Source organism: Spinactinospora alkalitolerans (assembly GCF_013408795.1).
In the GTDB taxonomy this organism is placed as follows: domain Bacteria; phylum Actinomycetota; class Actinomycetes; order Streptosporangiales; family Streptosporangiaceae; genus Spinactinospora; species Spinactinospora alkalitolerans.
In genome coordinates this window covers 6,158,823-6,185,491 of the sequence record NZ_JACCCC010000001.1, presented here as the reverse complement: position 1 = coordinate 6,185,491, position 26,669 = coordinate 6,158,823, and the positions used below count along the sequence as shown (strand labels likewise).

Genomic DNA, 26,669 nt, shown 5'->3' with positions numbered 1-26,669 from the left:
ATGAGCACGTCCGACGTTCTTCTCGAGCCTGATCCGCTGTCCCGCGCTGCTGTGGCGAAGGTCGTCGCCCGGATCGGGGCCGACCGTGCGGCTGTGCCTAACGCCATCCCTGTCCGCGATCCGCATGATGACTCCGTCATCGGTTACGTTCCCGACCTCGGCACCGCTGAGGCGCTGGACGCTGTTTCCCGCGCCGACGCAGCGGGTCGCGACTGGGCCGCCACCACACCGAGACACCGCGCCGACGTTCTGCGCCGCTGGTATGACCTGCTGATCGACAACGCCGACGACATCGCCCTGCTCATCACCCTGGAGATGGGCAAGACCCTGGCCGACGCTCGAGCCGAGGTCACCTATGGGGCTGACTTCGTCCGCTGGTACGCGGAGGAGACCACGCGCCACACCGGCACGGTGCGTGAAGCACCGATGGGTGGCGCGCGGCTTCTCACCCGACGCGTCCCGGTTGGCCTGGCCGTGCTCATCACCCCATGGAACTTCCCGCTGGCAATGGCTACCCGCAAGATCGCTCCTGCGCTGGCCGCAGGTTGTGCTGCTGTCACCAAGCCCGCCACACTCACACCGCTTACTACGCTCTTTGCGGTGCAGCTGGCCGTGGCCGCCGGAGTGCCCGGGGATCTGCTCCAGACCGTGACCACCAGCAACGCCGGCGCCTTCAGTAACGCAGTACTGGCTGACCCTCGGGTCCGCAAGGTTTCCTTCACCGGTTCTACCGGTGTGGGCAAGGTGCTCCTTCGCCTCGCCGCGGATAACGTGCTCAAGAGTTCGATGGAGCTTGGCGGCAACGCGCCTTTTATCGTCTTCGACGACGCCGATCTCGAGCGTGCGGTCGAGGGTGCCTTCAACGCCAAGATGCGCAACGGTGGGCAGTCCTGTATCGCGGCCAACCGATTCCTGGTCCAGGACGGCATCGCGGACGCGTTCGTCGAGGGCCTGACCGAACGGTTGACGTCATTGCGGATGGGTAGCGGTCTCGCGTCCGGCGTCGGCCTGGGGCCGATGGTCGACCACAACGCCGTCGACCGGCTGCACGGTCTCGTCGACGACGCCGTCGGTCGAGGTGCGAAGCTTCTCACTCACGGTCGTACCCACGAGGGCCCCGGCTCTTACTTCGGGGCGACAGTGGTGGACCACGTGCCCGCCGACGCTGAAGTGGCCACCACCGAGATCTTCGGACCGATCGCGGCTGTGCAGCGGTTCTCCACCCAGGAGGAAGCCGTAACGCGGGCGAACGACACTGAGTTCGGGCTCGCGGGCTACGTCTTCACCGAGAGCCTTGACCGGGCGTTCCACGTCGCTGACAGCCTCGGCACCGGCATCGTTGGCATCAACCAGGGTGTGCCCTCCAACGCCGCAGCGCCTTTCGGCGGTGTGAAGGAATCCGGTCTCGGTCGAGAAGGCAGCGCCGAGGGTCTCGAGGAGTACCAGGAGATTCGCTTCTACAACCTGGCCCTGCGCAGCACCAGCTGAACCTGTTGGGTCGAGAGAGTGCCTGGCTGACGGTCGGCAGCCAGCGTGCGCTGCGAATCGTGTCGGATCACTGAAGTGATCTCGTGTGTCCTGAACGTGGAGGATACTGATGTAGGTAAAGCATGCTGAAGCGGTGCTACGTAGAGGATGAAGGTTCTTGGCCCTTTGGAGTCGTCCGGCGGAGGATGGCTCCACCGGCTGCTCCCGGCCCCCGCTCGAAGGAGACTGGTTTCAGGGGGTGGTGGTCATGTCTGGAGTGGGTTCGGTGTAAACGCGGTGCGGATGCCGAGGGACCAAGAGCGCGAAGGCCGGAGAGGGCGCTGTGCCGGACTGTCGAGGCAGGGGCATGGAGCTGTTACTTCTCGTTGGAGTTGGAGCACGCTCCCGGTGGGAGACACTGGGTGCGTCGAGGTGGGTTCGCTTCCCGGGAAGCCGCCCGGGAAGGGCTGCGCCGGGCCCGGGAACTGGACAGAGCCGGGGCGGATCCGGCGGTGTTGACGGTGGCCCGGTGGCTGGAGCGGTGGCTGGCCACCCGCACTCGGCTGCGGCCTTTGACCTGCACTGGTGTGTCCTGCGTTTCTCGGAGTCGGATTTTTGGATTCTGGGACCACGTGACCTCGAGGAGATCGCCGTGGCAAGTGCCGGACCCGGTAGAGAGTCTGGAGGGCTCGGAGACCGCGCTGGCCTTACCAGTCGAGTCGAGAGCGTAGACGACATTGCTCGTCTGTGAGGCGATCCGGGCGGCAGCCGCCTGGGATCGGTCGTCAGGCATCTGCTGCGAAGGCGGCCGGATACCGACCGACGCACGGCGGAGGCGATCCCGTCCTGCGATGTTCACCCGGTGTGGCGCCTCATGGCCTGGCGGCGGATGTGTGCGGCGCCCACGCGCCGTTCACGTCGCCGGCGGCGATGCAGCAGGACTTTTCGTCAGGTTGGTGAGATGGTCAAGGCTGGCAGGGTCTTCGCCAGTCGACGAGAACCCGCCGATGCGGCGTTGACTGCGCGTTCGCCGACACCGAGGCTCGAGGGACGGACCGATCCTGGCGGCGAACGGGATGGAGGTGCACCGTGAAGGGACGGAAGCTGCAGGACGCTGCGCGCGAGGTGGCCGAGGAACTGCCCGCGTCGACGATGGGCCATCCTTTCGGGCCCGAGTACGAGGTCTTCAAGGTCAAGGGCAAGGTCTTCATGCTGCTGACAGAGGTCCCCGGCGATCCCATCGTGGTCCTCAAGGCCGATCCGGAGGACTCCAAGGCGCTGCGCCAGTCGCACCGTGACATCACGCCGGGCTACCACATGAACAAGAAGCATTGGATCACGCTCGAGCCGGGGGAGAGTGTCGACAAGGGCCTGGTCAAGGACCTGGTGACCGATTCGTACCGGCTTGTCGTGGCTGGACTGCCGCGAGCGCAGCGACCCGTGGATCCCGAGAGCTTCGGCGCAGCGGGCGAGGAGTAAGGGGTGATGCTCTCCGGTGAGCAGTTGCAGCAGATCGCCCGCAGAACGGCCGACTCCCCGCCCGGGGTCTCGAACGGACGGCCCTTCACCCAGACTCTGGACGTGTACAAGGTCACCGACAAGGTGTTCCTGATCGTCACCGACGACCCGGACGAGCTGGTCATCACCGTCAAGGCCGAGCCCGACCACGGTAGCGCCCTGCGCCGGGAGCATCCGACGATCACCCGCGGTCGCTATCCGGACAAGGACCACTGGGTGAGCGTCGGCGCCGGCAGTGGCATCGGCGAGGATCTGATCGAGGATCTGGTGGAGGGTTCGTACCAGCGCGTCCGGGACGCCCTGCCCCGGAAGGAACAGCCCGACAGCACGTGATTGGTTGCTCGCTGTTCAGTTCGAGACCCATGGCTCGTTGCGGGACCGAACCCCACGGAAAGCACCTGAGGAGGATCTGGTTCGTGGACCAGTGGGATGTGATCGTGGTCGGTGCAGGCTCTGCCGGAGGAGTGCTGGCGGACCGTCTGAGTGAGGGCGGGCGGCGTTCGGTTCTGCTGCTGGAGGCGGGTCCGGACTACGGCAGCGAGCCGGCCGGGATGCCTGAGGACGTAGCCGCCAGCCCGCGGGAGACGTTCAGCCACGACTGGGGATCGGTCACCGAGCCCGGTGACCTGGGTCGCGAGATCGCCGTGGCCCGCGGCAAGCTGGTCGGCGGCTCGTCGGCCATCAACAACGCGATCGCTCTGCGCGGTCGGCCGGAAGACTACGACGCCTGGGCAGCACGAACCGGTGCGTGGTCCTTCGAGGAGCTGCTGCCCGACTTCCGCGCTGTCGAGCGCGATCTGGACTTCGCCACCGACTGGCACGGTAACCAAGGGCCCGTACCCGTGCGCCGCCACGGTCCCCATGATCTTCATGCACTGCACCGCGGCTTCCGCGACGCCTGCCTGGCCCTCGGGTATCCGCCGGTGGCCGACCACAACGCACCCGGGGCCCATGGCATCGGCCCGGTGCCGGTCAATCGGCTCGACGGTGTCCGGCAGAGCACCGCCTTGACCTATCTCGCCCGAGGCCGCGGTCGCGGCAACCTCACGATACGAGCGAAGACGCTCGTGGACCGCGTGACGCTGGAGGACGGGCGGGCGGTCGGGGTCCGGCTCTGCGACGACCAAGGCACGGTCTTGCGGGCCCGACAGGTTCTTCTCGCCGCCGGTTCCTATGGCAGCCCTGCCCTGCTGATGCGCTCGGGCATCGGACCCGCCCAGCATCTGCGCGACCTGGGCATACCGGTCGCGGTCGAGTTGCCGGGCGTGGGCCAGAACCTGCAGGACCACCCGGTCACCACCCTTGCCTACCGCACGGCGACTGCTCCGCCCGACGAAGTCCTGCAGATGATCCTCACCTGCACATCCGGTGCCGGCACCGAGACCGACCTGCATGTCTTCCCGCTGGGACCGGAAACGAGCGCCGACGACAGCGCCGTGCTGACCCTGTACGTCGGTCTGCTGAGTCCGCACTCCCGCGGACAGGTGCGGCTGTACTCCGATGATCCCCGGCAGGGCCCGCGCATCGACCTCGCCTTCCTCACCGATCCACGGGATGGCGAACGCCTGGTGGCGGGCATGCAGCTGGCCCGCCGCCTGGCACATACCCCGCCTTTGGACGGCATGCTCGGCGAGGAGCTGGCCCCCGGAACCGCCACGGACACCGCCGAGCAACTGCTGGATGCGCTGCGCCGGTCCGTCACCACCTACCAGCACCCGGTGGGCACCTGCCGCATGGGCCCAGCGGAGGATCCGGGAGCCGTCGTCTCACCCACCGGCGCAGTCCACGGCATCGAGGACCTATACGTCATCGACGCCTCTGTGATGCCTGGGCTGCCCACCGCAAACCCCAACCTCACCACCATGGCCCTTGCCGAGCACTGCGCCGCTGCCATGACGACACGAAGCCGCGAAACGGGCTCTTAGAAAGGAACACCACCATGGCAGACACGATGCACGCCATCTGTCTCGCCGGCCCCGGGGGCCCCGAGGCTCTGACGGTTACAGAGGTGCCCACGCCGCAGGTGAAGTCGGGTTGGGTGCGGATCCGGGTGAAGGCGTTCGGGGTGAACGAGTCCGAAGTCACCAGCCGCAAAGGCCAAGCATCTCCCGACTTCAGTTACCCGCGCATTCTCGGCATCGAGGCCGCGGGCGTCATCGACGCCACACCGTCAGAGAGCGGACTGCGGCCGGGACAGTCGGTGGTCACCATGATGGGCGGGATGGGCCGGTCGTTCGACGGCAGCTACGCCGAATATGTGCTCGTCCCCGAGGCGCAGGTGATTCCCTTCACCAGCGACCTGCCCTGGGACACCGTCGGCGCACTGCCGGAGATGTTCCAGACCGCCTACGGGTCCCTGACCACCGGGCTTGCCCTCCAGCCCGGGCAGACCGTTCTGATTCGCGGAGGGACATCCACGGTCGGCCTCTCGGCCATCGCCCTTGCACACGACCTTGGAGCAACCGCGATCGCCACCACCCGAAGTGCCGACCGGGAAGCTCTCCTCCGCGAACACGGCGCAGACCACGTCGTCATCGACACAGGTCACCTCGCCGGCAAGGTCCGGAACCTGTACCCAAAAGGCGTCGACTCGGCACTGGAACTGGTCGGTCTCGACGTCCTGCCCGATACCCTTCGCGCCGTCCGACGGGGCGGGACGGCGTGCTTCACCGGCGCGCTCGGCGGGGTATGGGCGCTTGACGAGTTCTCCCCGCTCGCCGTGATCCCGACGGGGGTGTGGCTCACTGCTTATGCCGGGGAAGCGACTGATCTTCCCGCGACCGTGTTCGCACATCAACTCGAGGCCATCAGCCAGGGACGCATCCGACCTGCGATCGCTCACGTTCACCGTGGGCTTGAACAGGTCGTTTCAGCCCAGACGGACATCGAAACGGGGCATACGCCAGGCAAGCATGTGGTCGTACTCGACTGATTCCGCCTCCTGAGCAGCCTGTCGAAGGCCCGCTGCACTGTAGAGGACCAAACCCCTCCAGTGAGGAGCTGCTGCGCGGGCGTCTTTGCGAGCGATGCAGTCTCACTGACCGCTTCGCCGCCGTGCTGGATGACGGCACCGGTCGCATCAGCCCGGACCTGCGCGCGCTCTTCGATGGGCTCTGCGCGATACCGAACCCGCGTATCAGGCTGAACTGGCTACTCAACCCCAGGTCCCCGAACTGCTCTCCGACCTGGCCACCGGCCGCATCGAACTGACCCACCAGGCCCTGCACATCCTGCCGAGCTGGAGGACGGCCGCCCACCTGCGCGATCTCCTCATGGAGCTTGGCGTCCTGCCGCGCACCGACAAGCAGCTGCTGCACTTCGAGGCCTGGCTTCACTGCCGCCTGACCGAGCTCGACGGTTCCCCGCACCTACCTCTACTGCGCCAGCTCGGAACCGGGCACCAGCTCCCCACACTCCGCCGACGGGCCACACGGCGACCGCTCACCCCCAGCGCTCGGAGATTCGCCAGTGAGGAGCTCACGCGCGCCAGCGAGTTTCCGACCTGGCTCAACGCCCGCAACACGGACCTGGATCAGCTGGCCCAAACCGATATCGACGAGTGGCACACCACCCACCTCTCCCGCGAGATCCGCTCCCTGCGGGCTTTTCTGAACTGGGCGATGGCCACGGGGCGGGCGCCGCGCCTGCACCTACCCGCCCAGCAGACGAGGCGCGGACAGGTGCTGACGCAACGCCGTCGGCTCGAACTCGTACGCAAGGTCCTCAACAGCGGCTATCCGGCCAGGTTGCAGATGGCCGCCTGCCTGATGTTGCTCTACGCCCAGCCGGATCGTCCGCCCCACCCTCGACGACATCACCGAGGCATTGCCGGGGAGGTCATCACCCGTCTTGGCGAGCCGCCCACACCCGTCCCCGAACCGTTCGACGAACTGTTCCTCCAGGCCAAGGAGGAGAGGGCCGGCTTGGCCATGGGCGCAAACCCCGACAGCCGCTGGGTCTTCCCTAGCCGCCGGGCCGGGCAGCCCATCACCCAACAGACGCTGGCCAACCACATCCACGATCTCGGCATCCCGGCGCAGGCCGCACGAACCGCTGCTCTGTGACAACTCGTTCTCCAGGCACCCGCCCCCGTTGTCGCCCGCTCGCTGGGCTTCCACTTCCAGGAGCCAGCAGCCACTGCGCTGTTCGTCGGAGATCCATGGCAGATGTGTCAGCCCCGACACCGGGTCACGTTGCTGACCGCCGCTGCGTCGGCCCGGGGTATCTCTGCCCAGGGGGTTGTGCGCCGCCAATCCCTGTTCCATGAGGGGTCATGGAACAGGCGTGTCGGCACCGGTCACCGCTGGATCGGCGTATTCACCAGTCCGGATCCGGAATCGATCGACGTCGCACTCGCGCCTTGTCAGGCTGTCGGTCCACGGCAGGCGTTTGCCTGCGGAGCACGCCCGGCCCGCATTCGAATCGCTGGCTGAGCGCCGCCTGCGCCGGTCACTCCGCCGCCAGGCCAGTCGTAGCAGCACCGGTCGTCTCCCCCAGTCCGTGTGTGCGCCGAAAGATCTGTAGCGCCAGGACCTTTGGGGGCATGCCGCCGCGTAATGCGAACAGATGTCGGCCCCGGGCGTGATCGGCGCGGGGAGCTACCTAGGACAGCCGCCTTCAGCGCACCTCATGGACCCCGACTGGTCAGCCCGTCCCCAGTGGCGCGGGCGGACCATACCCGTCCTCAGCCCGCCCAGAAGGCCAATTGGTACCCCGGCCTACGGGCAGCACTGCCGACTAGCCTCGCCATTGACATGCCAAGTAACATGTTAATATGCTACTTGGCATGTGATTCGCCCCTCTGCGGTTTGGAACCACATGGCGTCCTCCGTGAGAGAACCCGCCGAACTATTTCTTCGTCAGAAAGGTCGGTCATGAGGATCGGTGTTCCGAAGGAAGTCAAGAATCACGAGTACCGAGTCGCCGTCACCCCGGCCGGGGTGCACGAGTTGGTCGCGCACGGTCATGAGGTCGTCATCGAGAAGGGCGCAGGCAGTGGCTCGTCCATCTCCGACGAGGAGTACTCCGCTGCGGGCGCTCAAGTGCTCGCCACCGCTGAGAACGTGTGGTCCACTGCTGAGCTGATCCTCAAGGTCAAGGAGCCCATTCGCGAGGAGTACGACCGCATGCGGGAGGGCCAGGTACTGTTCACATACCTGCACCTCGCCGCCGACAAGGCTCTCACTGAGGAGCTTCTCGCTCGCAAGGTCACGGCGATCGCCTACGAGACCGTCCAGACCGATCAAGGTGGCTTGCCGCTGCTCAGCCCGATGTCCGAGGTCGCCGGTCGGATCGCTCCGCAGGTTGGCGCAGCCACTCTTCTCCGCAGCGCCGGCGGTCGAGGTGTCCTGCTTGGCGGCGTCCCAGGTGTCCTCCCAGCCGAGGTCGTCATCATTGGCGGTGGTGTCTCCGGGCAGCACGCCACTCGAATCGCGGTGGGAATGGGGGCCCAGGTCACCGTCCTGGACAAGGATCCACACGTCCTCAAGGCGATCGACAAGGAGTACCACGGTCGCGTTCGGACACTCGCGTCGAACGCCTTTACCATCGAGCAGGCGTGCCTCAGCGCCGATCTCGTCATCGGTGCGGTGCTGATCCCGGGTAGTAAGGCTCCAACGCTCGTCTCCAACGACCTGGTCAAGCGCATGAAGGTTGGCTCTGTTCTCGTTGACATCTCCATCGACCAGGGCGGCTGCTTTGAGGATTCTCGTGCCACCACGCACGCCGAGCCGACCTACACCGTGCACGGCTCTGTGTTCTACTGCGTCGCCAATATGCCCGGGGCGGTGGCGCACACCTCCACGCATGCACTGACCTCGGTGACTCTGCCCTACACCGTGGCGCTGGCTGACAACGGCTGGCAGGAAGCCCTTCGGGCGGATGCCCAGATCGCCCGCGGCCTCAACACCCATGACGGCCTGCTCACCAACGCACCCGTGGGCACCGCCCTCGGTCTCGACTCCGTAGAGGTCACCTCACTCCTCTGACAGCCAGCACGCGGAGCGCCGCACGCTCTTGGACTCGCGCACCGTCAGCTTCCCACAGAATGTTGCTCCGTCTGGTGCTGTTATGTGCACCGCCAGAACGAATTCACAGAAATGCTGTTTAGCTTAAATTCATTTCACTCGACATTCTCTTTGTGCTGCGCCCTTAATGCCTGAAAGGTTGGTTATGTCTTCACTCCAAGAGGCCGCTTCGGCCGCCGACGTCTCGCCTCCGATTGATCTACTCGAGGGTCGCTATTATGAGGAGGTCCAGGTCGGCCAGCGATTCATAGCCCCGGCCGTTACGATCACCGAGAGCATGATCACCACCGCGTGTGGCCTGTTCCAGGATCTCGCCCTCCTCCACCGCGACCACCGCATCGCCGCGGAGAACGGGTTCCGCGGCCCGATCGCCCCCGGGGCTCTCACCCTAGGAGCGTGTATCGCTCCGCTGGCACTGGTCATCGGCAAGAAGACCGCGACGCACCTCACCGACGAGATCACCTACCGAGCTCCGGTCTACGCCGGCGACACGCTCGACATCGAGATCGTCGCCGTGCGCCGCGAAGGGAAATCGCGGTTCGGCCTCATTGAATATGCAACGCACGTGACCAACCAGGACGGCCAGAAAGTGGCAGACATCCTCACCAAGATGGGCCACGCCTACGCACCGAAGGAAACAGCATGAGCGACCGCAAATGGGATGTTGTTGACACCCACGTGCACCTGTGCAGAACCACGCAAGAAGGCTGGAACGCGCGCACGATCGAGGACCGATGGGACAGGGGAGGCGACCTGGCCCAGCTGAACCGCTATATGGCTGAAGCCGACGTCGCTTCGTCGTGGATCATCAACGCGTGGCCAACCGAGGCGATGGGGCAGGCAATGCGTGCCCGCGCTCCCCAGGACCTCTCCGAAGAGGACAGAGCTGCTCTCGAGAAGCGCATGCTGGAGCAGCAACGCGAGCGGTGCGACCGCAAGAACGCCTGGTTGTGTCAGGTCGCCGCCGCGAACCCCAAGAAGTTCGCAGCGCTCATAGGTGGCATCGACCCCTACTTCGGTGCCGACTGGGTTGAGGACCAGGTCGTGAAGTATCACGCCGCTGGTGCCCGCGGCGTGAAGATCATCTCGACCTGGGGCCAGTACTATCCCTCCGACCCCGCACTCGAGCGCGCGTTCGCCAAGATCGAGGAATTGGACCTGGTGATCCTCGCTCACAGCGGCGGTCTCGACGGCCACGTCGGTGAGGCCGAGCACGATGACTATGCGTTCCCGGTTCAGTGGCGCCCTGTGCTCGAGCGGCATCCGAAGCTCAAGGTCGTCATGGCCCATCTGGGCTACCTTCAGCCTCTCACCGGCTACGGCACCGAGATGCATGACCAGCGTGTGCAGATGGCGCGGGATTTCGAGAACGTTTACTTCGACCTCTCCTGCGGTTTCGAGGAGGGATTCGACGAGGTCGGTATCGAGTCCGTGCGGCAAGTCGGCGTCGACCGGTGCCTTTGGGCGTCTGACTGGCACAGCCACCGGGCCATTCTCGGCCTGCAGGGTGTGAAGCGCTCCCTCCTCACCGACGACGAAAAGGCAGCGATCCTCGGCGAGAACGCCCGGCGCGTTCTCCCACTGTGAAAGGTCCAGATTTCCAATGAGCATTGTTGTACCGACGACGAATCTTCACGACTCTGCTGTCGCGCAGATCGCGCGGACCATGTTCTCCTTCGCCAACGGAGAGGTCTATCCCGGGCTCATCAACCCGACGTGGGGCACCTACACCAACGTGGGCGAGAAGCGGATGCCCGTCCACCATCGGTGGGAGGGCACGCTGTGGCCCGACATCGTGCTGGTGGACACGGCCAAGGACAACTCACCCCGGTTGATCGTCGAGGTGGAGACCGAGGACACCATCAACGAGGTAACCCTCGACCGGGTCTGGAAGCTGGACATGGACGAGTGCCCGATCTTCTACCTCTTCGTACCAGCCGGGACTGCCACCAGGACCGCCGAGCTGTTGCTGAAGTTCCGAGGCATGTGCAAGGTCCCACGGGCGCTCTACACCTACGAGTTCGATGACCTCTACAACATCGTCGTGACGCCTGTCTGACCACATCCTCCCTGCGCCCGCAGTAAGGACGGCTCCACGAGCGCCACTGCGGGCGCTGTTACGCATCCGAGGAAGGAGCCCGCAGGTCGCTCCTCCGTGAGCCAGGCCCTGACCAACACGAAAGTGAGACGACCATGGCCACAGCAGTTGCTGCGGTTCTCGAAAGCGCCCGTAACCTCCAGTTCCGTGAGTTCCCGATTCCCGAGGTAAGCGACGACGACGCCGTCATGGAGGTCGAGGCCAGCGGTCTCTGCGGCACTGATTATGAGCAGTACCTCGGCGGGCTGAGTTTCGGCGATGGGATGCCGATTATCCCTGGCCACGAGATCATCGGGCGAATCACACGTATCGGGGCCGCAGCGGTGAAGCGCTGGGGCGTCGACGTCGGCGACCGGGTCACCGTTGAGCCGATCATCCCGTGCGGCGTCTGTGAAGGCTGCATCGAGGGGGCCTTCACGCGCTGCCAGTCGGGCCTGGGGTACGGCATGTACCGAGGCACCGGCACAGCTCCGTCGCTGTGGGGTGGTTACGCCACCCACGTCTACCTCCACCCCCGGGCACTCATCCACAAGCTGCCCGAGGACATCCCGACCAACGTCACGACCTTGATCAACCCACTGTCCAACGCCATCCGCTGGATCTACGAAGTCGGAGGCGTTGGCCTCGGGTCGACCGTCGTGATCGCGGGCCCCGGCCAGCGAGGTCTACTTGCCGCAGCCGCGGCCAAGAAGGCCGGTGCAAAGACCATCATCGTCACCGGTACCACCACCGACGGCTCCAGACTCGATCTGGCTCGCAACCTCGGCGCAACCACGACCATCAACATCGACGAGGAAGATCCCGTCACACGAGTCACCGAAGTGACCGACGGTGGCATGGCCGACATCGTCCTCGACGTATCGGCGGGGGCGATGACGCCCATCCTGCAAGGCATTGACATGCTCCGGCGCGGCGGCCGACTCGTTCTCGCCGGCCTGAAGAGCGGGAACAAGCTCAACGATGTGCCTATCGACCAGGTCGTCCTCCGTGAGATCGAGCTGAGGGGCGTCGTCAGCGGAGGCTACCAGTCCACCGAGCTGGCGATCGGTATGATCCGCGAGAGCGCCGAGACACTCGCCCCGCTGTGTACCCACGTCTTCGCCCTGCGAGACGTCACCAACGCGGTCCGGACGCTGGGCCGGGAGATCACCGACGGCACAGACGCCGTTCACATCACGCTGACCTCAGATATGGACCAGTGTTCTGAGTCGTTGATTCGGTGAAGATATGCGGTGATGGTCGCGAAGATCTCCTCGGCGCTCTTGGTCCATGTAAACGGGCGCGGGTTCTCGTTCCAGTCCTCGATCCATGCCTGCAACGCCAGTTCCAGTTCCTTGACCGAGGTGCAGGTGCCCCGCCGGATCATCCGGCGGGTGATCTCGGCGAAGAACCGCTCCACCAGGTTCAGCCAACTGGAATAGGTCGGGATGGAATGCAGGTGGAAGCGGGGATGGGCCGGCAGCCAGTCCTTGATGATCGGCGCCTTGTGCGTGCCGTAGTTGTCGACGATGAGATGGATGTCCAGCCCGGCGGGGGTTTCCCGGTCGATCTGGTTGAGGAACCTGCGGAACTCCACGGCGCGGTGGCGGCGGTGCTGGGCGGAGATCACCGTGCCCGAGGCCGCATCCAGGGCGGCGAACAGGGGGTGGTGCCTGCGCGGATGTAGTCATGGGTCTGGCGCTGGGGCACCGCCGGCATCATCGGCAGCACCGGGGCCGAGCGGTTCAGCGCCTGGATCCGGGGTTTCTCGTCCACGCACAGAACCAGGGCCGCCTCCGGCGGGTTGAGGTAGAGGCCGGTGACGTCGCGGACCTTCTCGATGAAGAACGGGTCGGTGGAGGGTTTCCATTCATCGACCAGATGCGGCTTCAAACCGAAGGCCCGCCAGATCCGCGACACCGCGGTCTGGTTCAGCCCTGCCTTTTTGGCCATCACGCGCGTGGACCAGTGCGCTCTCCCGTCAGGAGGGGGCTCTGCCAAGGTCGTCCTGATGACTTCTTCGCCCTTTTCATCGCTGATCTTGCGCGGCTGGCCGGGCCGGTCCTTGGCGGAGAGCGCCTCCAGCCCGCCGTCGATGTAGCGGTTGCGCCACCTGCCCACCGCCTGCGGCCACACACCCAGTTCCTCGGCGACCTCGCCGTCGGAGCCGCCTTCGGCGCAGCGCAGAATGATCCGCGCGCGCTGCGCCATCACCTGCGCCGATGTGTGTCTGCGCGCGATCTGCTCCAGCACACGCCGGTCCTCAGCACTGACCACCAGGGGCCTCTTGGGCCTACCGCGTTCCGCCATGAGAACATCGCAACCAGTTCTTCACCGATTTAATGACTCAGAACACTAGGTGCACCGCTACGCCGGCCTGGCCATCGTGCGGGCCTAGCGGGGAGACGCGGCCGAAGCGCTCGAACCCGCGAGGCAGATGCTGCTCCGGGCCAGGGGGAGTGGAATCCGGCCGCCTGCACGACCGTGTCCGGTCGGTGCGGTCGGCGCTCATGCGCAGCGGTGAACCGGAGGTACGGGGGTTCTCCGACGAGGTCGATGCGGAACTCGCCCTCTCTCCGTGGTTGTCTGGGCGTGGACCAGGAGTCGGGCCCGAGGAGCCGTCGCATGCGTTGGACCGTCCACTCGGAGGAGCCGCTGTACCGGAACCGGTGGCTGGACATCCGGCTCGCCGACGTGGAGGTCACCGGAGGACGCCACCTGGCCCATCGGGTGATCCGTTCGGCGCCGGGTGCCGGCGCGGTCGTGATCAACGACGAGCACGAGGTGCTGCTGCTGTGGCGGCACCGCTTCATCACCGACTCCTGGGGTTATGAGATCCCCATCGGCGGCATCAAGGACGGCGAGGCTCCGGAAGCCGCGGCGGTCCGTGAGGTCGAGGAGGAGACCGGATGGCGGCCCGGCGGCCTGCGCCCCCTCGTCTACGTCCAGCCCTCCAGCGGGATATCGGACTCCGAACACCACATCTTCCTCGCCGAGACCGCCGAGCACGTCGGAGAACCGGAGGAGGACTGGGAGGCCGAGCGCATCGACTGGGTTCCGCTCGCCCGCGTGCCGGAACTGATCGCCGAACGCGAGCTTGTCTCGGGCACCACCATGAACGCGCTCCTCTATCTCATGGCGATCCGAATCGATCGGGAGTGAGTTACCCGCGGTCTCGCATCGGCTCAGGCTGAGCGCTGCGCGAACGCCCCCGTCTTTGCCGCTGCGGTGCTTTCCTCCGCTTAAGGTGTCTTTGGTGACGGCTTGCACTCTCTTCGCTACGTTTGCGGGCGCCTTTTGAGCTGCCGTGGAGGTCTCTTCTGTGAAACGCCAACTGCCCACTGATCTGAAGGTCGTGCGGATCCTGCTGTTCGTGCTGGCAGGGCTGTCGGCGGTGGGGGTGGTGGCGGCGCTGGTGCTGGTCGAAGCCGTCACCGATGCGGTGGTCGGTGCGCTGCTGTGGGCGGTGTTTCCCGGGGTGCTGTCGCTGATCTTCGGGCTGCGGCTGCCGCGGGGCGGGCCTGTCCTGTTCTGGTCAATCGCGGTGCTGCAGGCGCTGAACCTGTTCCTGGCAGTGGGCAACCTCAGCGAAGGCGTCCAGGGGATCACGCAGATGCTGATCCCGATCCTGACCTTGGTGTTCCTGCTGCGGGCGCCCTCGCGGCGATTCTTCCGTGAGCGCGCCGCGCAATAGCAGGATTCGATCGACGCGTCCAATCAGAGCGCCAAAGCGCGTGGCTACGGGCCGATAAGTCCTGTCGCCGTGTGTGGCCGCTTCGTTACACTTGACCGGCTTGTCGTCTTTGCCCCCTGACAAACCGGTGAACGTCTTTGCTGCGAAGAATCCACGATCCCGAGCGTGGCGCGTCCTTTGTCGAATACACCGCAGTCGTTCTACTGGTAGCCGGTATCGCCTCGATGCTGTTGGGCTCCGGTCTGCCGCAGATGATCCGCAGCGGGATCGAGAGCGCGGTGGCTTCGGTGTTCGCTCCAGGTGGTTCCGGTATCGAGACCGCCGACGGCCCCGGCAGCACTGGGAACTCCGCGGACCCGGGCGGTCCGTCCGATCCCGGCGCCTCCTCGCCCCCGGGCGGTGTCGACCCTGGCCAGGAGGCGCCTTCCGGTGAAGACTCCTCCGGCCAGGACAGCCAGGGCGGCCATGAGGGAGGCCAAGAAGGCGGGGACGTCGCCGAAGGGGCCCCTGAGGTAGAGCCCGCCGGCAACGACGACCCGCCCGAGTCTGCCCCGGCCGGCCAAGAGCCCCAGGAAGAGGATGAGGGGTTCCTCGACCACGCCGGCGACATCCTTGGCGAGGGGATCTGGGGCGGGATCAAGCGCGACGTGGCCGACACCGTCGACAGCGCCCTGAACCCCTGGGAGACCGTCACCGGGGCGGTCGGCGGCGTCCACGACACCATCAAGACCAACGCCGAAGAAGACGTCCAGGCCTTCGCCCAGCGCTGGCACGAAGGCGACCGGGCCGGCGCGCTGGGCGGGCTGGCCCTGGACGCCGGAAAGTTCGCGCTGTGGGACTCCCCCTTCAGCCTCGGCGGCAACACCCGCATGATCGCCGATGAGGACGTCGTGGACTACGCCCGAGACGGCGAATGGGACGCCGCGATCGCGCGCGGCGGCTACAACCTCGGCAGCATGCTCGTGCCCGGCCTGGGCACCGGAGGCAAACTCGGCAAAATCCTCAAAGGCCTCCCCGACACCCCCGACACCCCGCGCGCTCCCGACCGGCCCCAAGACAGCGGAGGCGAGGGCACCACCCGGGCCGGCGGCGAGGCCCCCGCCAACCGGCCAGACGACAACAACGACGGCAGCGACGGCGACCGCGACTCCGGCGCGCCCAATTGCCGCACCAACAGCTTCGTTCCCGGCACCCCGGTCCTGCTCGCCGACGGCAGCACCACACCGATCGAAGACATCGCGGTGGGTGAGGAGGTGCTGGCCGCCGACCCCGACACCGGCCAGACCGGCCCCCGCCAGGTCACCCGCCTGATCAGCAGCAACGGCGAGAAGACCCTCGTCCAACTCACCATCACCGATTCCTCCGGTGGCATCGACACCGTCACCGCCACTGATGCCCACCCCTTCTGGGCCCCGCAATACCGCGCCTGGATCGAGGCCGCCGACCTCCAGCCCGGCACCTGGCTGCAAACCAGCGCCGGCACCTGGGTACAGATCCAGGCAACCCAAACCTGGACCGCCCACAACCAGCAGGTCCACAACCTCACCATCGCCGACCTGCACACCTACCACGTCGCGGTCGGCAAAACAGACCTCCTCGTACACAACGATGGGTTGTGTGGAAATGCAGATCCGTTCGAACTGAGCCGCACAGAGGCAATCCGAGGTAACTCTGGAAGCAGGAGGGTTGGAAGGCTGGCGGAGGACATGCGAGTTAACGGATGGAACGGTCCTCCCGTGAGGGTATTCGGAATCAATGGCCAGAATTACATAATCGACGGTCACCATCGAGTTGCAGCAGCAAAGCACGCCGGCTTGGACAGGGTTCCGTACCAGCAAATATCGGAAGAAGAGTTGGCGAGCTTTGGGTACGACGGGCCAGACGATGTCATTGATGCATATGCAAATGCCCCGGGGGATAAGATTCGCTAGGATGGCCATGTGAGTAGCTCGGGCGATTGCGAGTACGTTAGGGGCTTCGGCAAGCTCTTGGCGTACATGGAGTCCACTGTGAAGAATGATTTGCTTCTAGTGGCATCCTTGTCTGATGTCCACAGGCTAGCGCGCAGAAAAATACTCCCTAAGGAAGGGGTGACGAGGAGCGGTGTCCACTATGTAGTCCATGGTGCTGGGTGCCGGTTTTCTCATGCTGACGGGCGTGAGGTGGACGTCGACTTCCTTTCTGACGGGAGACCAATATTCGATTCATGGAGAGTGCTTAACTATATTATAAGTGTAGACCCCGACTATTTCGGTGGGCGAGAGTCTGTCTATCGCGCATGTAAAGCTATGGTGGGTATGGGGGAAATCTTCGAGCCCCGATCTGCTTGGTTCTCCCTGGTTTCAGGTTCCCCGCCTGAGGAGTAAAGAGGGCCATGCGGGCGAGTGGGACCTCTATCAGGAATGCGTGCATTTCCTTGATGATGTGGCCCTACTGGTAGACCGGCTTACGTTCAACTGTTCGAGTGAAGCTGATCGCCACTCGGCCAGCGGAATACTCAGAGCCCGATGGCTTCAACTGCCTTGATGAACGCGGACCACTCCGGGGCGGGGACGAAGAGCGCCGGGGCGGAAAGAGTCTTAGAGTCGCGGATCCCGTACCGGCCCGAGGGCAGCTCGGCGACTTCTACGCAGTTGCTCTGTGCGGTGCTGTAGCTGCTCTTCCGCCAGCGGATGTCCGTCATCGTGTTCACCTTGCCCTGTCTGGGTCTCTTCACGTCGCTATGTCGATTTTGTCAACGATCAGCCGGGCCGATTCATCCGGGGACAGTGCCAGATCGCTCAGGGCGGTGAACGCGTCCTGGTAGCGCTGGACGCCGACGGTGTCCTCGATGTAGACGTCACTGGTCATGAGCTCGACGTGCACGAATTCGAGTCGGCTCATGCCGAGCACGGTGAAGGCTCCGACCAACGCCGGATGGGCGCTGGTCGCCAGGGGCAGGACCTGCACCGTGATGTTGGGCCGCTTGGTGCACTCCAGCAGATGTTCGAGCTGGGCGGTGAAAACGTCCGAGCCGCCGAGCCGCTGGTGCAGCAGGGCCTCATGCACCACGGCGTGGAAGGCGACAGGGTCTTCATCCCGAACGAGGATCTGCTGGCGCTGCTTGCGTACGGAGACGAACTGGTCCAGCTCGCTGTCGCTGAGAGCGGTGCCGCTGGTGGCCTGGACAGCGGCCCGGGCGTACCCCTCGTGCTGCAGCAGCCCCGGGAGCACGCCGACCTCGAACGTGCTGATGCGAGTGGCGGTGGCCTCCAGGCGCACCAGGTCGAGGTAGGAGGGGGAGAGCCCGTCATCGTGCTCGACCCACCAGCCGCGTCGCTCGGCCTGGACTTCCCCGGCCACCGCGATCAGGGTCTCGCGCAGGTCGGTGTCGGTCACGTTGTAGGCCTCCAGCAGCGGGCGCACGTCCCGGGGCGGAAGCGCCACCAGGCCGTTCTCGATCCGGCTCAAGGACGCGGTGGAGCGCTCCGCGCGGCGTGAGGCCTCCTGCAGCGAGAAGCCGGTGTCATGGCGCAGTTCGGCCAGTCGGTTCCCCAGCCAGCGCTGCCGTAGTGACGGCTCGTCCCCGATCAATGAGTACCTCCCGGATGTTGTGCGCCCGAGGCGGGCACACTCAGCTTGCCATATTTACTGAGCGTAAAGATTACGCTCAGTAAAGAGTGCGTGCATCCTGTGGTGGGCGAACGCAGTGATCACTCCATCACCGAGTGTTGCTCGCCTCTTGGGAGGGGTTATGGATGCCAATGTGCTGGCGCGTTGGGAAACGCGCGATGAGGAAGACGTCGCTGATGCGCGCCGGCGCCTGAAAGCCCGGCTGGACGAGTTGAGTGTGCCGCGTGGTCTGGCCGGTGACGCCGAGCTGATGGCCAGTGAGCTGGTGACCAATGCGGTGCGCTACGGCAGGGCGCCGATCAGCCTGGTGGCGCGGCCCAGCGTGCTGGGGTGCGGGGTGCGTGATCGTGGAGGTCTGCGACGCGCGGCCGGGGCGTCTGCTGCTGCCCTCGCCGGTCCCCGTAGGCGGCATCGGCCCCGAGCAGGAAGGCGGGCGCGGGCTGCCCGCGGTCACGGCGCTCTCCGGCGGGCTGTGCGGGACGTCCCCGCTCGGTACGGGCAAGCCGGTGTGGTTCGTGCTGCCCTCCGGAGAGACATTCCCGATGGTCGAGGCCCTACGGGCGCGCAGTCTTCTCCCACCGGGAACACCCCGATCCCTACTCATGTCAGGCGGCTGCGGCCGCCGCTCAAGCCGCCGTGGTGGAGGCATGCAGCGTCCCTTCCCCCCAAGGGAACTGCCGCCGGTCTCCCTCCCCTCTCGGGTCGGCACCGCCACCACGGCCTCCCGTGCGCTCGCCGGCGACGGGCCCTACGTCCACGCTCCGGACGGACGGCGGCTGCTGGACGCCACCGCCGCGGACGACCGGGCCGTCCTGGGGTACGGCTGGGGACTGCCTGCCCGGCCTCAGCCGCGCCCCGAGGCTGCCGACCCTTCCCGAAGGCTGGACCTCCCTGCCCCGACAGCGGCTCGCGGAGGACCTGCGGCCCCTGCTGGGATGGGAGCACACCGTCGAGGTCCCCTCGAGTGACCACGCCCAGGGATGCCTGCGCGAGGTCGCCGAGCACGGCCGCGCGTGCCGGTGACCAGACGTTCGGCGTGGTCGTGCACGTCCAGATCAGCCACGCCGGACCCGAGGTCTTCACCGGCGGCGGCGCCCTCGGCGTGCGGCCCGTCCTGGTCCCGGCCGAGCGTGGCGGGCTACGGCGGCTTCGGGCTGCTGCTCGCCACCGAAGAGCTGGCCGGACGTGCCCGGCGCGAAGCCCGGCAGGGCCCGGAAGCGCCGCATCCCTTCGCTCCGGCCATCGCCGTCAACGCCGCGCACCACATCCTGTGCGAAGGCCTCCTGCCCGCGGCCGAGACGAACGGGACCTGTCTCGCCCGCCGCCTCACTCGCACCTTGGGAAGCCGGGCGCGCATCGATGCGGGCACGGCGGCGGTCCTCAAGGCGCACCACGGGGCCCAGGAGGCCGACCGTTCGGCGGCGGGGGAGGAGTGGCGGGGGGCCGGCGACTACATCTTCACGACCGGGTGGGGCGATCCGGTGTGTCCCGAAGGGGTGTCGTCGCTGATGTCCACGCTCATCCGGCGCCACAACGAACCGGCCGAGCCGCCGGCGTGCGCCCGGCCGCACGGTCTGCGGCACGTCCACGCGGCGACGCTGCTGCTGGCCGGCGTCCCGACTCACGTGGTCGCCGCGCGGCTCGGGCACGGGGATCCCTCGATCACGCTGCGGGCCTACGCGCACGTGGTCGACGAGCAGGTGGCCGCCGTTGCCGGCACCTTCGCCGACATCGTCGGCGACGCCGGATAGCGCGTGTTAGCAAGGGTGTCAGCACAAAGGCCGGTTCCGAAGACGGAACCGGCCTTTGACCTGGGCGCGCTCGGGAGGATTCGAACCCCCAACCTTCTGATCCGTAGTCCGAGATGTTCCGTTTTAGGCGGTACTTGATTGTGTCGAGGGCCGTCGATAAATCTGGTGTTCTCGCTGGTCAGGGATGCCGAAGTGTGCTGCGGTGTCCAGACGGTGGCGTATGGTGCCCAGAACTCCAGGGCTCCCGAGGGGCTCCCATCAGACGTATCAACCGGTTCCGCTCATAGATCCAGGTACTCGATGGCTGAATGACTCGATCAGAAGGTGCTGGAGTGTGTGGCTGAATATCCTGACCGATGCTTGACGATCGGGTTCGCGCATGGGGCGGCCGTCGCGGTGCGCGCAGCGCCGGCGGCGCTGCGGTTCCACGCCTGGAACTCCCACCCTGCCTCGCGAACGCGGTAGCCAAGGCTCGATGAGTAGGCATCCTGTCGATGCCCGCTTCTACAGTCGTGTCCTTGAGGGGTGCATGCGGAAGGCCGCGTGGACTCCTGAACCCCGAGCGCTATTGTCACCTTCGTCCTCGCGCCGGCTGGTTCAAGTCCAGGGCAATCGCCGCACCCGACGGCACCCCGCTGTGGGGACCTCCCATTCCCCGAACGTAAGGCCGAACGTGAGAAGTCGGCCGGGGAGATACTAGAGGATTCCCGTGCCGTCAGTGGGGATCTCAGCGACCGGTGCCGCAGGATCCGGTTCGGTGATGCCCAGGGCTCGGGCCGTACCGATCGCGGCCTTGGTCTGTCGATCGGCACCGCGTCCCCAACCGCACAGTTCGGCCAGGAGCCGCGGTGGAACCAGCAGGCGGCGATGGACGGTGCCGGTGGCCGGGTCCGGCGCGGCCGGGCCGATGGCGGCGATGGCGGCGGCCATCCGGACCCGTGCGACCGCTTTGCCACCGGGCTGGTCGTCGTGGAGATAACCGAGATAGATCGGATCCGCAATCTCGATCTGAGTCTCCTCTCGGACCTCGCGTACCGATGCCGCTGCGGGGTTACGGTGTTCGAAGTCCTCCAATGTGCCGCCGGGAAGCCCGATGAGGCCGTTGTCGTCGACGTAGACGACGACCCTGCCATCGGGGGCGAACACCCACGCCCAGGCGTGCCGAATCGGCAATTCGTCTGGGACGGGCTCCTCATGCCAACTCCAAGCGGCGCCGCCGCTGTGCACCCCTGGCACGATGCCGAAGCGGCGCATGGCAGCAAGCGTCGATGGGGTGCGCCCGTACTCCAGATGCGCGGTGCGGCCTTCACCGCGGGCGCGAAGTGCGGCATCGATGCGGCGCACATCGGCCGGGGCCGCATAGGCCGGAAGTTCGTCGACGGCGGTGAAGAGGGCGGCGGACGAGTTCTGGCCGGGGACCCCGATCCGGCGAGCGGCGGCAGAGCTGATTCGGCCGCCGTCGAAGATGTAGAGCGCTCCTGCATGGGGGCCGCCGCGGTCGGTGGTCCAATCGGAGACGAGTAGATCGCCGAGTCTCGGTATGAGCCCGATCCTGTCGCCGACCCCTCGGATCGCGGTCTGACGCGGCGTTTCGCCGGACACCAACCTGTCGGCGGGCAGAGTCCACCGCCTTGGGCGGTCGCTTGACCGCACCAGTAGCACTCGGCCGTCCGGGCCGGTGATCAGCACGGAGGCCTCCACACCGATGGCGGTCCACCCTCCGGGTGCAGAGGTCGGAGGATCACCGGTGGATCGGTCGGGGCGGGATGCGGTGGCCACTTCCCCTCCTTTGCGGGCTTCCTGCGGATGGGAGGCTCCCTCACTCCGAAACGGCACGACTGCGATCCCCAGGGCGCCGATCGACCACTCTGTCTGTGAGGGCATCGAGCATCAGGCTGGTCGCCTCGTCCAACCGGTGCATATTCTGCGAAAGCCGGTAGAACGACGCCTCCTCCAAGAGCCGTTCGATGAGGCGCTCCCTGCGCAATCGGTCCGTGTCCGGGAACCAGTCGGCGAGAAACGGATCGTACTTCGACGCCTGTCGTTCAACGTTCTCCATCAGAGAGCGGATAGCCGAATCACGGTCCATGAGCGTGATCCGCGGGGCATCCTGTGAGGCGCCGAACTGCGGGAACACAACGGAGTCGATCCGGCTGTGGGCGGCCAATCCACAACCGGTGACATGTGCAAGCTCCGCACAGCGGACCCAGATGGACCCGGGAAGCGTCGTCCCTGAATCCGACCGGATGGAATCCACGGTGTGATGCCTTCCCCTGTATCCGTTCGCCGGATGGCTCGATCCGGAGAGGAAGCCGGCGGCGACCGGAGCGGAGGCCGCCAGCGCGAGAAGGGAGTCGGTGCGGACGTTGACCGTTCGCGGGGACCCGTATCCGACCAAACCGGTGTCCGTATCGGTTATCGCGACATCGTCGTTCGAGACGAAATCGGCTCCGCCGTGAAGAATCATGCTCAGCACGCTCGATGTCTTTCCCGAGCGCTTGCCGCCCAGAAACGCGATGCCGACCCCGCCGACCTTCACCAGCCCCCCGTGGAGGAACAGATCCCCCTTCGCGAACGCCTGCCAGCGCAGCAGGTGCCGGACGGAGCGGAGCAGCTGCTGGGTCCGCCACGGCGAGGGTTCGCTGACCACTGCGATGCGTTGACCGACGTCATCGACCCAGAGCACTCGGTCCGGCTCGTACTCGGACGGCAGGGCCAGGCGGCGCCAGCCTGGCTCCTTCGGAGCGGTCTCGCGCACGATCACTGCGGGACGCCCCGCTCCGGCATTGTCGAGCGGAGCCACCTCAATGAAGGGATGCGCCAACACAGCGAGTTCCGAAACGGTGTCTCTCGTAGCGGAGACCTCGACCTCGGCGGAACCAACCGACAGCTTCATGCGGATTCCATCATTCATTTGTCAGCGGCTCCGTGCAGTTTATCCCAGTACCGGTCGCGGAAGATCATGGACTTCATCGGCCCCGCCGAACCCTGGTATTTTCCCGAATAGAGCGTGATCTCGCCCATGGGTTTCCAGAACGTCACCTGCGCGATCCGCATGCCGGGGTAGACCCGCAGCGGGAGCGTGGAGAAGAGCTGAAAGGTTATGGTGCCGATCGAACCGATGTCGATTAGATCCGCGGTGACGTGCACGAAGAGCCCGGCCCTCGCTGTGCTCGACTTGGCGTGCACCATCGGTACGAACTCGGTGCTTCCGACTATCTCCCGGGAAGACCCGAGACAGAAACCCATCGGCTCCAGGAGGAGCCCGTCTTCCGGGACCGTGAGCTTGACGACTTCCGGTTCCACCCGGGGATCGATGACCGGATCGCAGTACCGGAGAATCGTGTCATCGAGTGTGAGGTCGATGCTGTTGGGGTTGATGTGATCGGAATCGAATGGGCTTACCGTGATAGCGTCGGCTTCGACTTGGCGCCTGATTTCATGTCCGCTGAGGATCATCCTGGTTCTCGAATCTCTGCGTGACCCTCAATACTTGTGTGCAGCTTGGAAGGCATGGGGCGGTCGTGCCTCCCGTACCACCCTTGATAAGCAAGGACGTCGCCCATGGCAGACCAGAACGAGACCTGCCCGATGATCTGTCCCGGATAGACGTAGATATCGATCGTGGGCAGAAGTTCCAGGGTCCAGCGGTGCACCGCACCGCAATGACCCAAATCGGCCGAGAGCTGGACGAAAAGCCCTAGCCTGCCGATCGAGCTCCTGCCGATCAGCGAGGTTACATACCGATTACTGCCGATCCGTTCCAGCGTGTGGCCCAGATAGAGCTGGCCCTTGCGCAGGAGACAGCGGCCTCCGACCGGCTCCAGTCGGCTCTGGAGCACTCCGGAGTGTGGATCGCCACTCGCCTGAACGCAATGGATGTCCGGTCCCAGGCGGTAGTTGTAACTGTTCGGATTGACGTGTGACGAGAGGAACGGGTCGATGACGATGTCGCCACGGTCCACGGCTTCGGTAATGGCATTTCCGGTTAATATCACTGCTTACCCGCTTATGACCCGGGTCTCGACCAGACTCCTGAAATCCTCGTCGAGAGGGACCGGCGAGCCCCAATTCTGCCATTCCCTTTGCCGGTCCGGCTCGCGTACCGCGTAGAATGAGAGGATGCCGAGCAGCTGCCACAGCTCGAAATGTGGGACCATTTCAAGATCTTCCGTGCAGATGCCTTCCGCGGCCGCATCGAGAAACTGATGGCGCACCTTCCGGTTCCGCAAGTGCGCGCTGATGGCCGCGACCGCGTGCGCCGGGGTGGAGACCGCGGCGATCGGGACGTTGAGAACCACGATGCGGCCATCCGGTGCAACGACGAAGTTCTTCAGGTTCGCGTCGATGGGGACGACACTGAACGGTGCCGGGCAGCGGCTCGCCGCGGATGCGAAGCCGCTGGCCAGCCATTCATCGACGGCCGTGGCGATCCGAGTCCCGTCGTAGAACGGCCTTGCGCGGCTCCAGTACCGATTCCCGTAGTACTCCACGAACTCTCGATGTGTTTCCTTGGTCGGCGCACCGCGCTTATACATGCCGAAACCGTCATGCATTCTCGGCAGGCTCCGGCAGGCCAATACGAACCTGCACAGATGGCTGACGAGGTCGTCAGCCGGCGGCGCGACCGCGTCTCCCGCCAGGGCCGCTGCCAGATCATGTCCTTCGACGTACTCCGCGAAGACGGCGTCGAACGGGTCCCCGCGATCCTTCTCATAGACCTGGAGGATCTTTTGGACAGGAATCAGTTCCGCCAGCCGGGCGTTGGCCTCGGCCAAGTACGAGAGTGGAATGTCGGTGTCGGTCACGTGCTTTGCGATGATCGTCTCTTTGGCGGACCTCACCAGGTAAACAAGGTTATTGGATCCGCTGAGCTCCCGAATCTCTGCGCCAGGGAACTCCGAAATAAGGAATGAACGGAACATGCCTACTCATTAAAAAGAACGCGCGTCGGTTACTTTCCGATATGGTCCGGATCGGTTGCCTTCCACTTCGTCCCAACATACTTGTGGGGCAGCATCTGAGAGAGCGGGACCAAATTCAGTTCTCCCTGCATACTGATTACGGCGTGGATGTCCGGCCCGTAGTCCAGGAGCAGTTCGCGACACAGACCGCAGGGCGGCACCAACCGGGGCTCGCGCTGTGCCTCCGACGGCTTCGGATGGCGGACGGCCAGCACGATCCGCAGGTCCGTCACACCGGCCTCGCGGGCTTTGCCGAGGGCCACCGCCTCGGCGCAGACCGAGGCCCTACCCACCATTGCCTCTACATGCAGGCCGGTGAAGACGCGTCCATCGCCGGCGAGGATCACCGCGCCGATCTGATGCCGATTCTCCGCATAGCGTCGAGATATCATCGCGCCTGCATGGCGGATGAGTGATTCGACGGCGTAGTTTCCATCGCGCTGATCGCCGCCGATAACGCCGTCGGCCGGGCCGGGGCCGGTGATCAGCGTCTTCGCGATTTCGGTCACCTGCGCCTCTAGTCCGGAGAGGCTTCCGGAGTTCTCCAGTGTGAAGTCCACCGAGATCGACTCGAGGCCGGCCTCGGTGGGATGCTCGTCATTTCCGACGGTTCTGTCACCACGCTTGGACTTCCGCAGTCGACGAAGCGGGTCGGGAGCGGATACCTGAACTACCGTGAAGCCCTGCTTCGTCAGGCCGGCGGCATCGGTCGGCCGTGCGTCATCACAGATGACCGCATCCGCTCCACCGAGGATGGCGCCGGCGCACCTGTCTGCGAAGTCGTCCAGAAGGAAGTCGGGTGCCGTCCGTCGGAAGTGCGAACCCAAGAAGTTCAGCAGGGCACCGTCCTGCTGTCCCTCCGGGAGGTCCGTGTTCGCGCGCTCGTAGAAATATCCCTGAACGTCGTAGAGCGGTGCGGCGATCTTTACCACCGCGACTCTGCGCTCCATTTCGGTGAGGATTCGCCTTACTGAGCTTTTCGTTAGTTCTGTGGGCGCGAAGAAGGCGATCGTAGGACCCTGAAGCCATGCCCCTCGCTACCAGATCCGGCACCCCCGCAGAAGCCGTCCCGGCGCTGAGGCGCCCGCAACTGGCCGAGGCCCGGCGCGTCCGCGCCGCCGAACTGCTGGAACAAGGCCGCCCTCAAACTGAGATCGCCCGGATACTCGGCGTGACACCGGAAAGCGTGCGGCGCTGGAAGCGCCGATGGGAACAAGGCGGAACCGCGGCGCTGCGCCGCCGCCCGGCCACCGGGCGGCCACCCAAGCTGGCCGATGCGCAGGTAGAACAGGTGCGCGCCGTGCTGGAGCAGGGCGCTGTGGCCCACGGATTCGAATCGGAACTTTGGACCCTGGAGCGGGTAGGGCGTGTCGTGGAGCGCACTACCGGCGTGGCGCTGGCGCGGGCCTCGGTCTGGCGGCTGCTCACCGTGCGGCTGGGCTGGAGCCTGCAGCGTCCCCAGCGCGTGGCGGCCGAACGCGATGAGTCCGAGATCGCCCGGTGGGTCGCCCACGAGTGGCCGCGCATTAAAAGGGGGCCGTAGAAAACCGGGCATGGATC

The 26,669-nt window shown here is 65.8% G+C and carries 25 protein-coding genes and 1 pseudogene; 17 read left to right on the top strand and 9 right to left on the bottom strand.

From position 1 onward, the window contains the following. From HDA32_RS27635 to HDA32_RS27585, 11 genes are all read left to right on the top strand, one after another. On the top strand, positions 1 to 1,488 hold the full coding sequence (locus tag HDA32_RS27635; protein WP_179645936.1) for an NAD-dependent succinate-semialdehyde dehydrogenase: 1,488 nt from the start codon (positions 1 to 3) through the stop codon (positions 1,486 to 1,488). A gap of 1,068 nt (positions 1,489 to 2,556) precedes the next feature. Next, positions 2,557 to 2,946 (top strand): MmcQ/YjbR family DNA-binding protein, encoded by a 390-nt coding sequence (locus HDA32_RS27630; protein ID WP_179645935.1) that lies wholly within the window; start codon positions 2,557 to 2,559, stop codon positions 2,944 to 2,946. A gap of 6 nt (positions 2,947 to 2,952) precedes the next feature. Further along, positions 2,953 to 3,318: an MmcQ/YjbR family DNA-binding protein gene (locus tag HDA32_RS27625; RefSeq protein WP_218882626.1), complete on the top strand. Its 366-nt coding sequence runs from the start codon at positions 2,953 to 2,955 to the stop codon at positions 3,316 to 3,318. Positions 3,319 to 3,401: 83 nt separating this feature from the next. Next, positions 3,402 to 4,910 (top strand): GMC family oxidoreductase, encoded by a 1,509-nt coding sequence (locus tag HDA32_RS27620; protein ID WP_179645933.1) that lies wholly within the window; start codon positions 3,402 to 3,404, stop codon positions 4,908 to 4,910. 14 nt (positions 4,911 to 4,924) lie between these two features. Then, the gene (locus tag HDA32_RS27615) at positions 4,925 to 5,917 is read left to right on the top strand and encodes a zinc-binding dehydrogenase (protein ID WP_218882625.1); all 993 of its coding nucleotides are present in this window, start codon (positions 4,925 to 4,927) and stop codon (positions 5,915 to 5,917) included. A gap of 340 nt (positions 5,918 to 6,257) precedes the next feature. Beyond that, on the top strand, positions 6,258 to 7,049 hold the full coding sequence (locus tag HDA32_RS27610) for a hypothetical protein (RefSeq protein ID WP_179645932.1): 792 nt from the start codon (positions 6,258 to 6,260) through the stop codon (positions 7,047 to 7,049). Positions 7,050 to 7,859: 810 nt separating this feature from the next. Next, a complete protein-coding gene (gene ald, locus HDA32_RS27605; RefSeq protein ID WP_179645931.1) occupies positions 7,860 to 8,972 on the top strand; it encodes an alanine dehydrogenase in 1,113 nt (370 codons plus the stop codon). A gap of 166 nt (positions 8,973 to 9,138) precedes the next feature. Continuing rightward, positions 9,139 to 9,657: a MaoC family dehydratase gene (locus HDA32_RS27600; protein ID WP_312863354.1), complete on the top strand. Its 519-nt coding sequence runs from the start codon at positions 9,139 to 9,141 to the stop codon at positions 9,655 to 9,657. After that, positions 9,654 to 10,598: an amidohydrolase family protein gene (locus HDA32_RS27595; RefSeq protein ID WP_179645929.1), complete on the top strand. Its 945-nt coding sequence runs from the start codon at positions 9,654 to 9,656 to the stop codon at positions 10,596 to 10,598. The genes HDA32_RS27600 and HDA32_RS27595 overlap by 4 nt, the downstream gene beginning before the upstream one ends. Before the next feature lie 16 nt (positions 10,599 to 10,614). After that, the gene (locus HDA32_RS27590) at positions 10,615 to 11,070 is read left to right on the top strand and encodes a hypothetical protein (protein WP_179645928.1); all 456 of its coding nucleotides are present in this window, start codon (positions 10,615 to 10,617) and stop codon (positions 11,068 to 11,070) included. 134 nt (positions 11,071 to 11,204) lie between these two features. Continuing rightward, complete coding sequence (locus HDA32_RS27585) at positions 11,205 to 12,332, top strand: zinc-dependent alcohol dehydrogenase (protein WP_179645927.1); 1,128 nt, start codon at positions 11,205 to 11,207, stop codon at positions 12,330 to 12,332. Here HDA32_RS27585 and HDA32_RS27580 read toward each other — a convergent pair. Continuing rightward, positions 12,278 to 13,398, bottom strand: a pseudogene (locus HDA32_RS27580) (IS630 family transposase). The gene HDA32_RS27585 and the pseudogene HDA32_RS27580 overlap by 55 nt on opposite strands. Before the next feature lie 315 nt (positions 13,399 to 13,713). Here HDA32_RS27580 and HDA32_RS27575 point away from each other — a divergent pair. From HDA32_RS27575 to HDA32_RS32185, 4 genes are all read left to right on the top strand, one after another. Continuing rightward, on the top strand, positions 13,714 to 14,250 hold the full coding sequence (locus tag HDA32_RS27575; protein WP_179645926.1) for an NUDIX hydrolase: 537 nt from the start codon (positions 13,714 to 13,716) through the stop codon (positions 14,248 to 14,250). Between the two features lie 160 nt (positions 14,251 to 14,410). Further along, entirely contained in the window at positions 14,411 to 14,782 is a 372-nt protein-coding gene (locus HDA32_RS27570) for a hypothetical protein (RefSeq protein ID WP_179645925.1), read from the top strand. 137 nt (positions 14,783 to 14,919) lie between these two features. Then, on the top strand, positions 14,920 to 16,713 hold the full coding sequence (locus HDA32_RS27565; protein WP_179645924.1) for a polymorphic toxin-type HINT domain-containing protein: 1,794 nt from the start codon (positions 14,920 to 14,922) through the stop codon (positions 16,711 to 16,713). Between the two features lie 9 nt (positions 16,714 to 16,722). Then, positions 16,723 to 17,148 carry a DUF6896 domain-containing protein gene (locus HDA32_RS32185; RefSeq protein ID WP_376766999.1) on the top strand — a complete coding sequence of 142 codons (426 nt, stop codon included), beginning with the start codon at positions 16,723 to 16,725 and terminating at the stop codon, positions 17,146 to 17,148. A 131-nt stretch (positions 17,149 to 17,279) separates the two neighbouring features. Here HDA32_RS32185 and HDA32_RS27560 read toward each other — a convergent pair whose 3' ends face one another. Continuing rightward, positions 17,280 to 17,465, bottom strand: coding sequence for a DUF397 domain-containing protein (locus HDA32_RS27560; protein ID WP_179645923.1), 186 nt, complete (start codon positions 17,463 to 17,465; stop codon positions 17,280 to 17,282). Positions 17,466 to 17,494: 29 nt separating this feature from the next. Then, positions 17,495 to 18,355 carry a helix-turn-helix domain-containing protein gene (locus HDA32_RS27555; RefSeq protein WP_179645922.1) on the bottom strand — a complete coding sequence of 287 codons (861 nt, stop codon included), beginning with the start codon at positions 18,353 to 18,355 and terminating at the stop codon, positions 17,495 to 17,497. Between the two features lie 1,169 nt (positions 18,356 to 19,524). Here HDA32_RS27555 and HDA32_RS27550 point away from each other — a divergent pair. Then, positions 19,525 to 20,145: a tyrosine-type recombinase/integrase gene (locus tag HDA32_RS27550; RefSeq protein ID WP_312863353.1), complete on the top strand. Its 621-nt coding sequence runs from the start codon at positions 19,525 to 19,527 to the stop codon at positions 20,143 to 20,145. A gap of 696 nt (positions 20,146 to 20,841) precedes the next feature. On the opposite strand, the gene HDA32_RS27545 is transcribed toward HDA32_RS27550, so the two are convergent. The 6 genes from HDA32_RS27545 to HDA32_RS27520 form a co-directional block, all read right to left on the bottom strand. Continuing rightward, positions 20,842 to 21,834 (bottom strand): NUDIX hydrolase, encoded by a 993-nt coding sequence (locus HDA32_RS27545; RefSeq protein WP_179645920.1) that lies wholly within the window; start codon positions 21,832 to 21,834, stop codon positions 20,842 to 20,844. A gap of 130 nt (positions 21,835 to 21,964) precedes the next feature. Then, positions 21,965 to 23,059, bottom strand: coding sequence for a hypothetical protein (locus HDA32_RS27540; RefSeq protein ID WP_179645919.1), 1,095 nt, complete (start codon positions 23,057 to 23,059; stop codon positions 21,965 to 21,967). Then, positions 23,056 to 23,604 (bottom strand): dCTP deaminase, encoded by a 549-nt coding sequence (dcd, locus tag HDA32_RS27535; protein ID WP_179645918.1) that lies wholly within the window; start codon positions 23,602 to 23,604, stop codon positions 23,056 to 23,058. Before dcd ends, HDA32_RS27540 begins: the two co-directional genes overlap by 4 nt. Beyond that, entirely contained in the window at positions 23,601 to 24,143 is a 543-nt protein-coding gene (locus HDA32_RS27530) for a dCTP deaminase (RefSeq protein ID WP_376766998.1), read from the bottom strand. The genes dcd and HDA32_RS27530 overlap by 4 nt, the downstream gene beginning before the upstream one ends. Before the next feature lie 3 nt (positions 24,144 to 24,146). After that, the gene (locus HDA32_RS27525; protein ID WP_179645916.1) at positions 24,147 to 25,070 is read right to left on the bottom strand and encodes a phosphotransferase; all 924 of its coding nucleotides are present in this window, start codon (positions 25,068 to 25,070) and stop codon (positions 24,147 to 24,149) included. A 29-nt stretch (positions 25,071 to 25,099) separates the two neighbouring features. After that, a complete protein-coding gene (locus HDA32_RS27520; protein ID WP_179645915.1) occupies positions 25,100 to 26,059 on the bottom strand; it encodes a cytidine deaminase in 960 nt (319 codons plus the stop codon). Positions 26,060 to 26,136: 77 nt separating this feature from the next. Between HDA32_RS27520 and HDA32_RS27515 the strand changes: the two genes are divergently transcribed. After that, positions 26,137 to 26,652 carry an IS630 family transposase gene (locus HDA32_RS27515; protein ID WP_179643860.1) on the top strand — a complete coding sequence of 172 codons (516 nt, stop codon included), beginning with the start codon at positions 26,137 to 26,139 and terminating at the stop codon, positions 26,650 to 26,652. The last annotated feature ends 17 nt before the right edge of the window (positions 26,653 to 26,669 follow it).

What these genes read in the sequence shown, in the direction of transcription:
- HDA32_RS27610 (WP_179645932.1), top strand. Translation starts at nt 6,258, where the DNA reads ATGGAGCTTGGCGTCCTGCCGCGCACCGACAAGCAGCTGCTGCACTTC.
- ald (WP_179645931.1), top strand. Translation starts at nt 7,860, where the DNA reads ATGAGGATCGGTGTTCCGAAGGAAGTCAAGAATCACGAGTACCGAGTC.
- HDA32_RS27635 (WP_179645936.1), top strand. Translation starts at nt 1, where the DNA reads ATGAGCACGTCCGACGTTCTTCTCGAGCCTGATCCGCTGTCCCGCGCT.
- HDA32_RS27540 (WP_179645919.1), bottom strand. Translation starts at nt 23,059, where the DNA reads ATGAATGATGGAATCCGCATGAAGCTGTCGGTTGGTTCCGCCGAGGTC.
- HDA32_RS27590 (WP_179645928.1), top strand. Translation starts at nt 10,615, where the DNA reads ATGAGCATTGTTGTACCGACGACGAATCTTCACGACTCTGCTGTCGCG.
- HDA32_RS27575 (WP_179645926.1), top strand. Translation starts at nt 13,714, where the DNA reads ATGCGTTGGACCGTCCACTCGGAGGAGCCGCTGTACCGGAACCGGTGG.
- HDA32_RS27525 (WP_179645916.1), bottom strand. Translation starts at nt 25,070, where the DNA reads ATGTTCCGTTCATTCCTTATTTCGGAGTTCCCTGGCGCAGAGATTCGG.
- dcd (WP_179645918.1), bottom strand. Translation starts at nt 23,604, where the DNA reads ATGATCCTCAGCGGACATGAAATCAGGCGCCAAGTCGAAGCCGACGCT.
- HDA32_RS27520 (WP_179645915.1), bottom strand. Translation starts at nt 26,059, where the DNA reads ATGGAGCGCAGAGTCGCGGTGGTAAAGATCGCCGCACCGCTCTACGAC.
- HDA32_RS27515 (WP_179643860.1), top strand. Translation starts at nt 26,137, where the DNA reads ATGCCCCTCGCTACCAGATCCGGCACCCCCGCAGAAGCCGTCCCGGCG.
- HDA32_RS27560 (WP_179645923.1), bottom strand. Translation starts at nt 17,465, where the DNA reads ATGACGGACATCCGCTGGCGGAAGAGCAGCTACAGCACCGCACAGAGC.
- HDA32_RS27595 (WP_179645929.1), top strand. Translation starts at nt 9,654, where the DNA reads ATGAGCGACCGCAAATGGGATGTTGTTGACACCCACGTGCACCTGTGC.
- HDA32_RS27615 (WP_218882625.1), top strand. Translation starts at nt 4,925, where the DNA reads ATGGCAGACACGATGCACGCCATCTGTCTCGCCGGCCCCGGGGGCCCC.
- HDA32_RS27600 (WP_312863354.1), top strand. Translation starts at nt 9,139, where the DNA reads ATGCCTGAAAGGTTGGTTATGTCTTCACTCCAAGAGGCCGCTTCGGCC.
- HDA32_RS27625 (WP_218882626.1), top strand. Translation starts at nt 2,953, where the DNA reads ATGCTCTCCGGTGAGCAGTTGCAGCAGATCGCCCGCAGAACGGCCGAC.
- HDA32_RS27585 (WP_179645927.1), top strand. Translation starts at nt 11,205, where the DNA reads ATGGCCACAGCAGTTGCTGCGGTTCTCGAAAGCGCCCGTAACCTCCAG.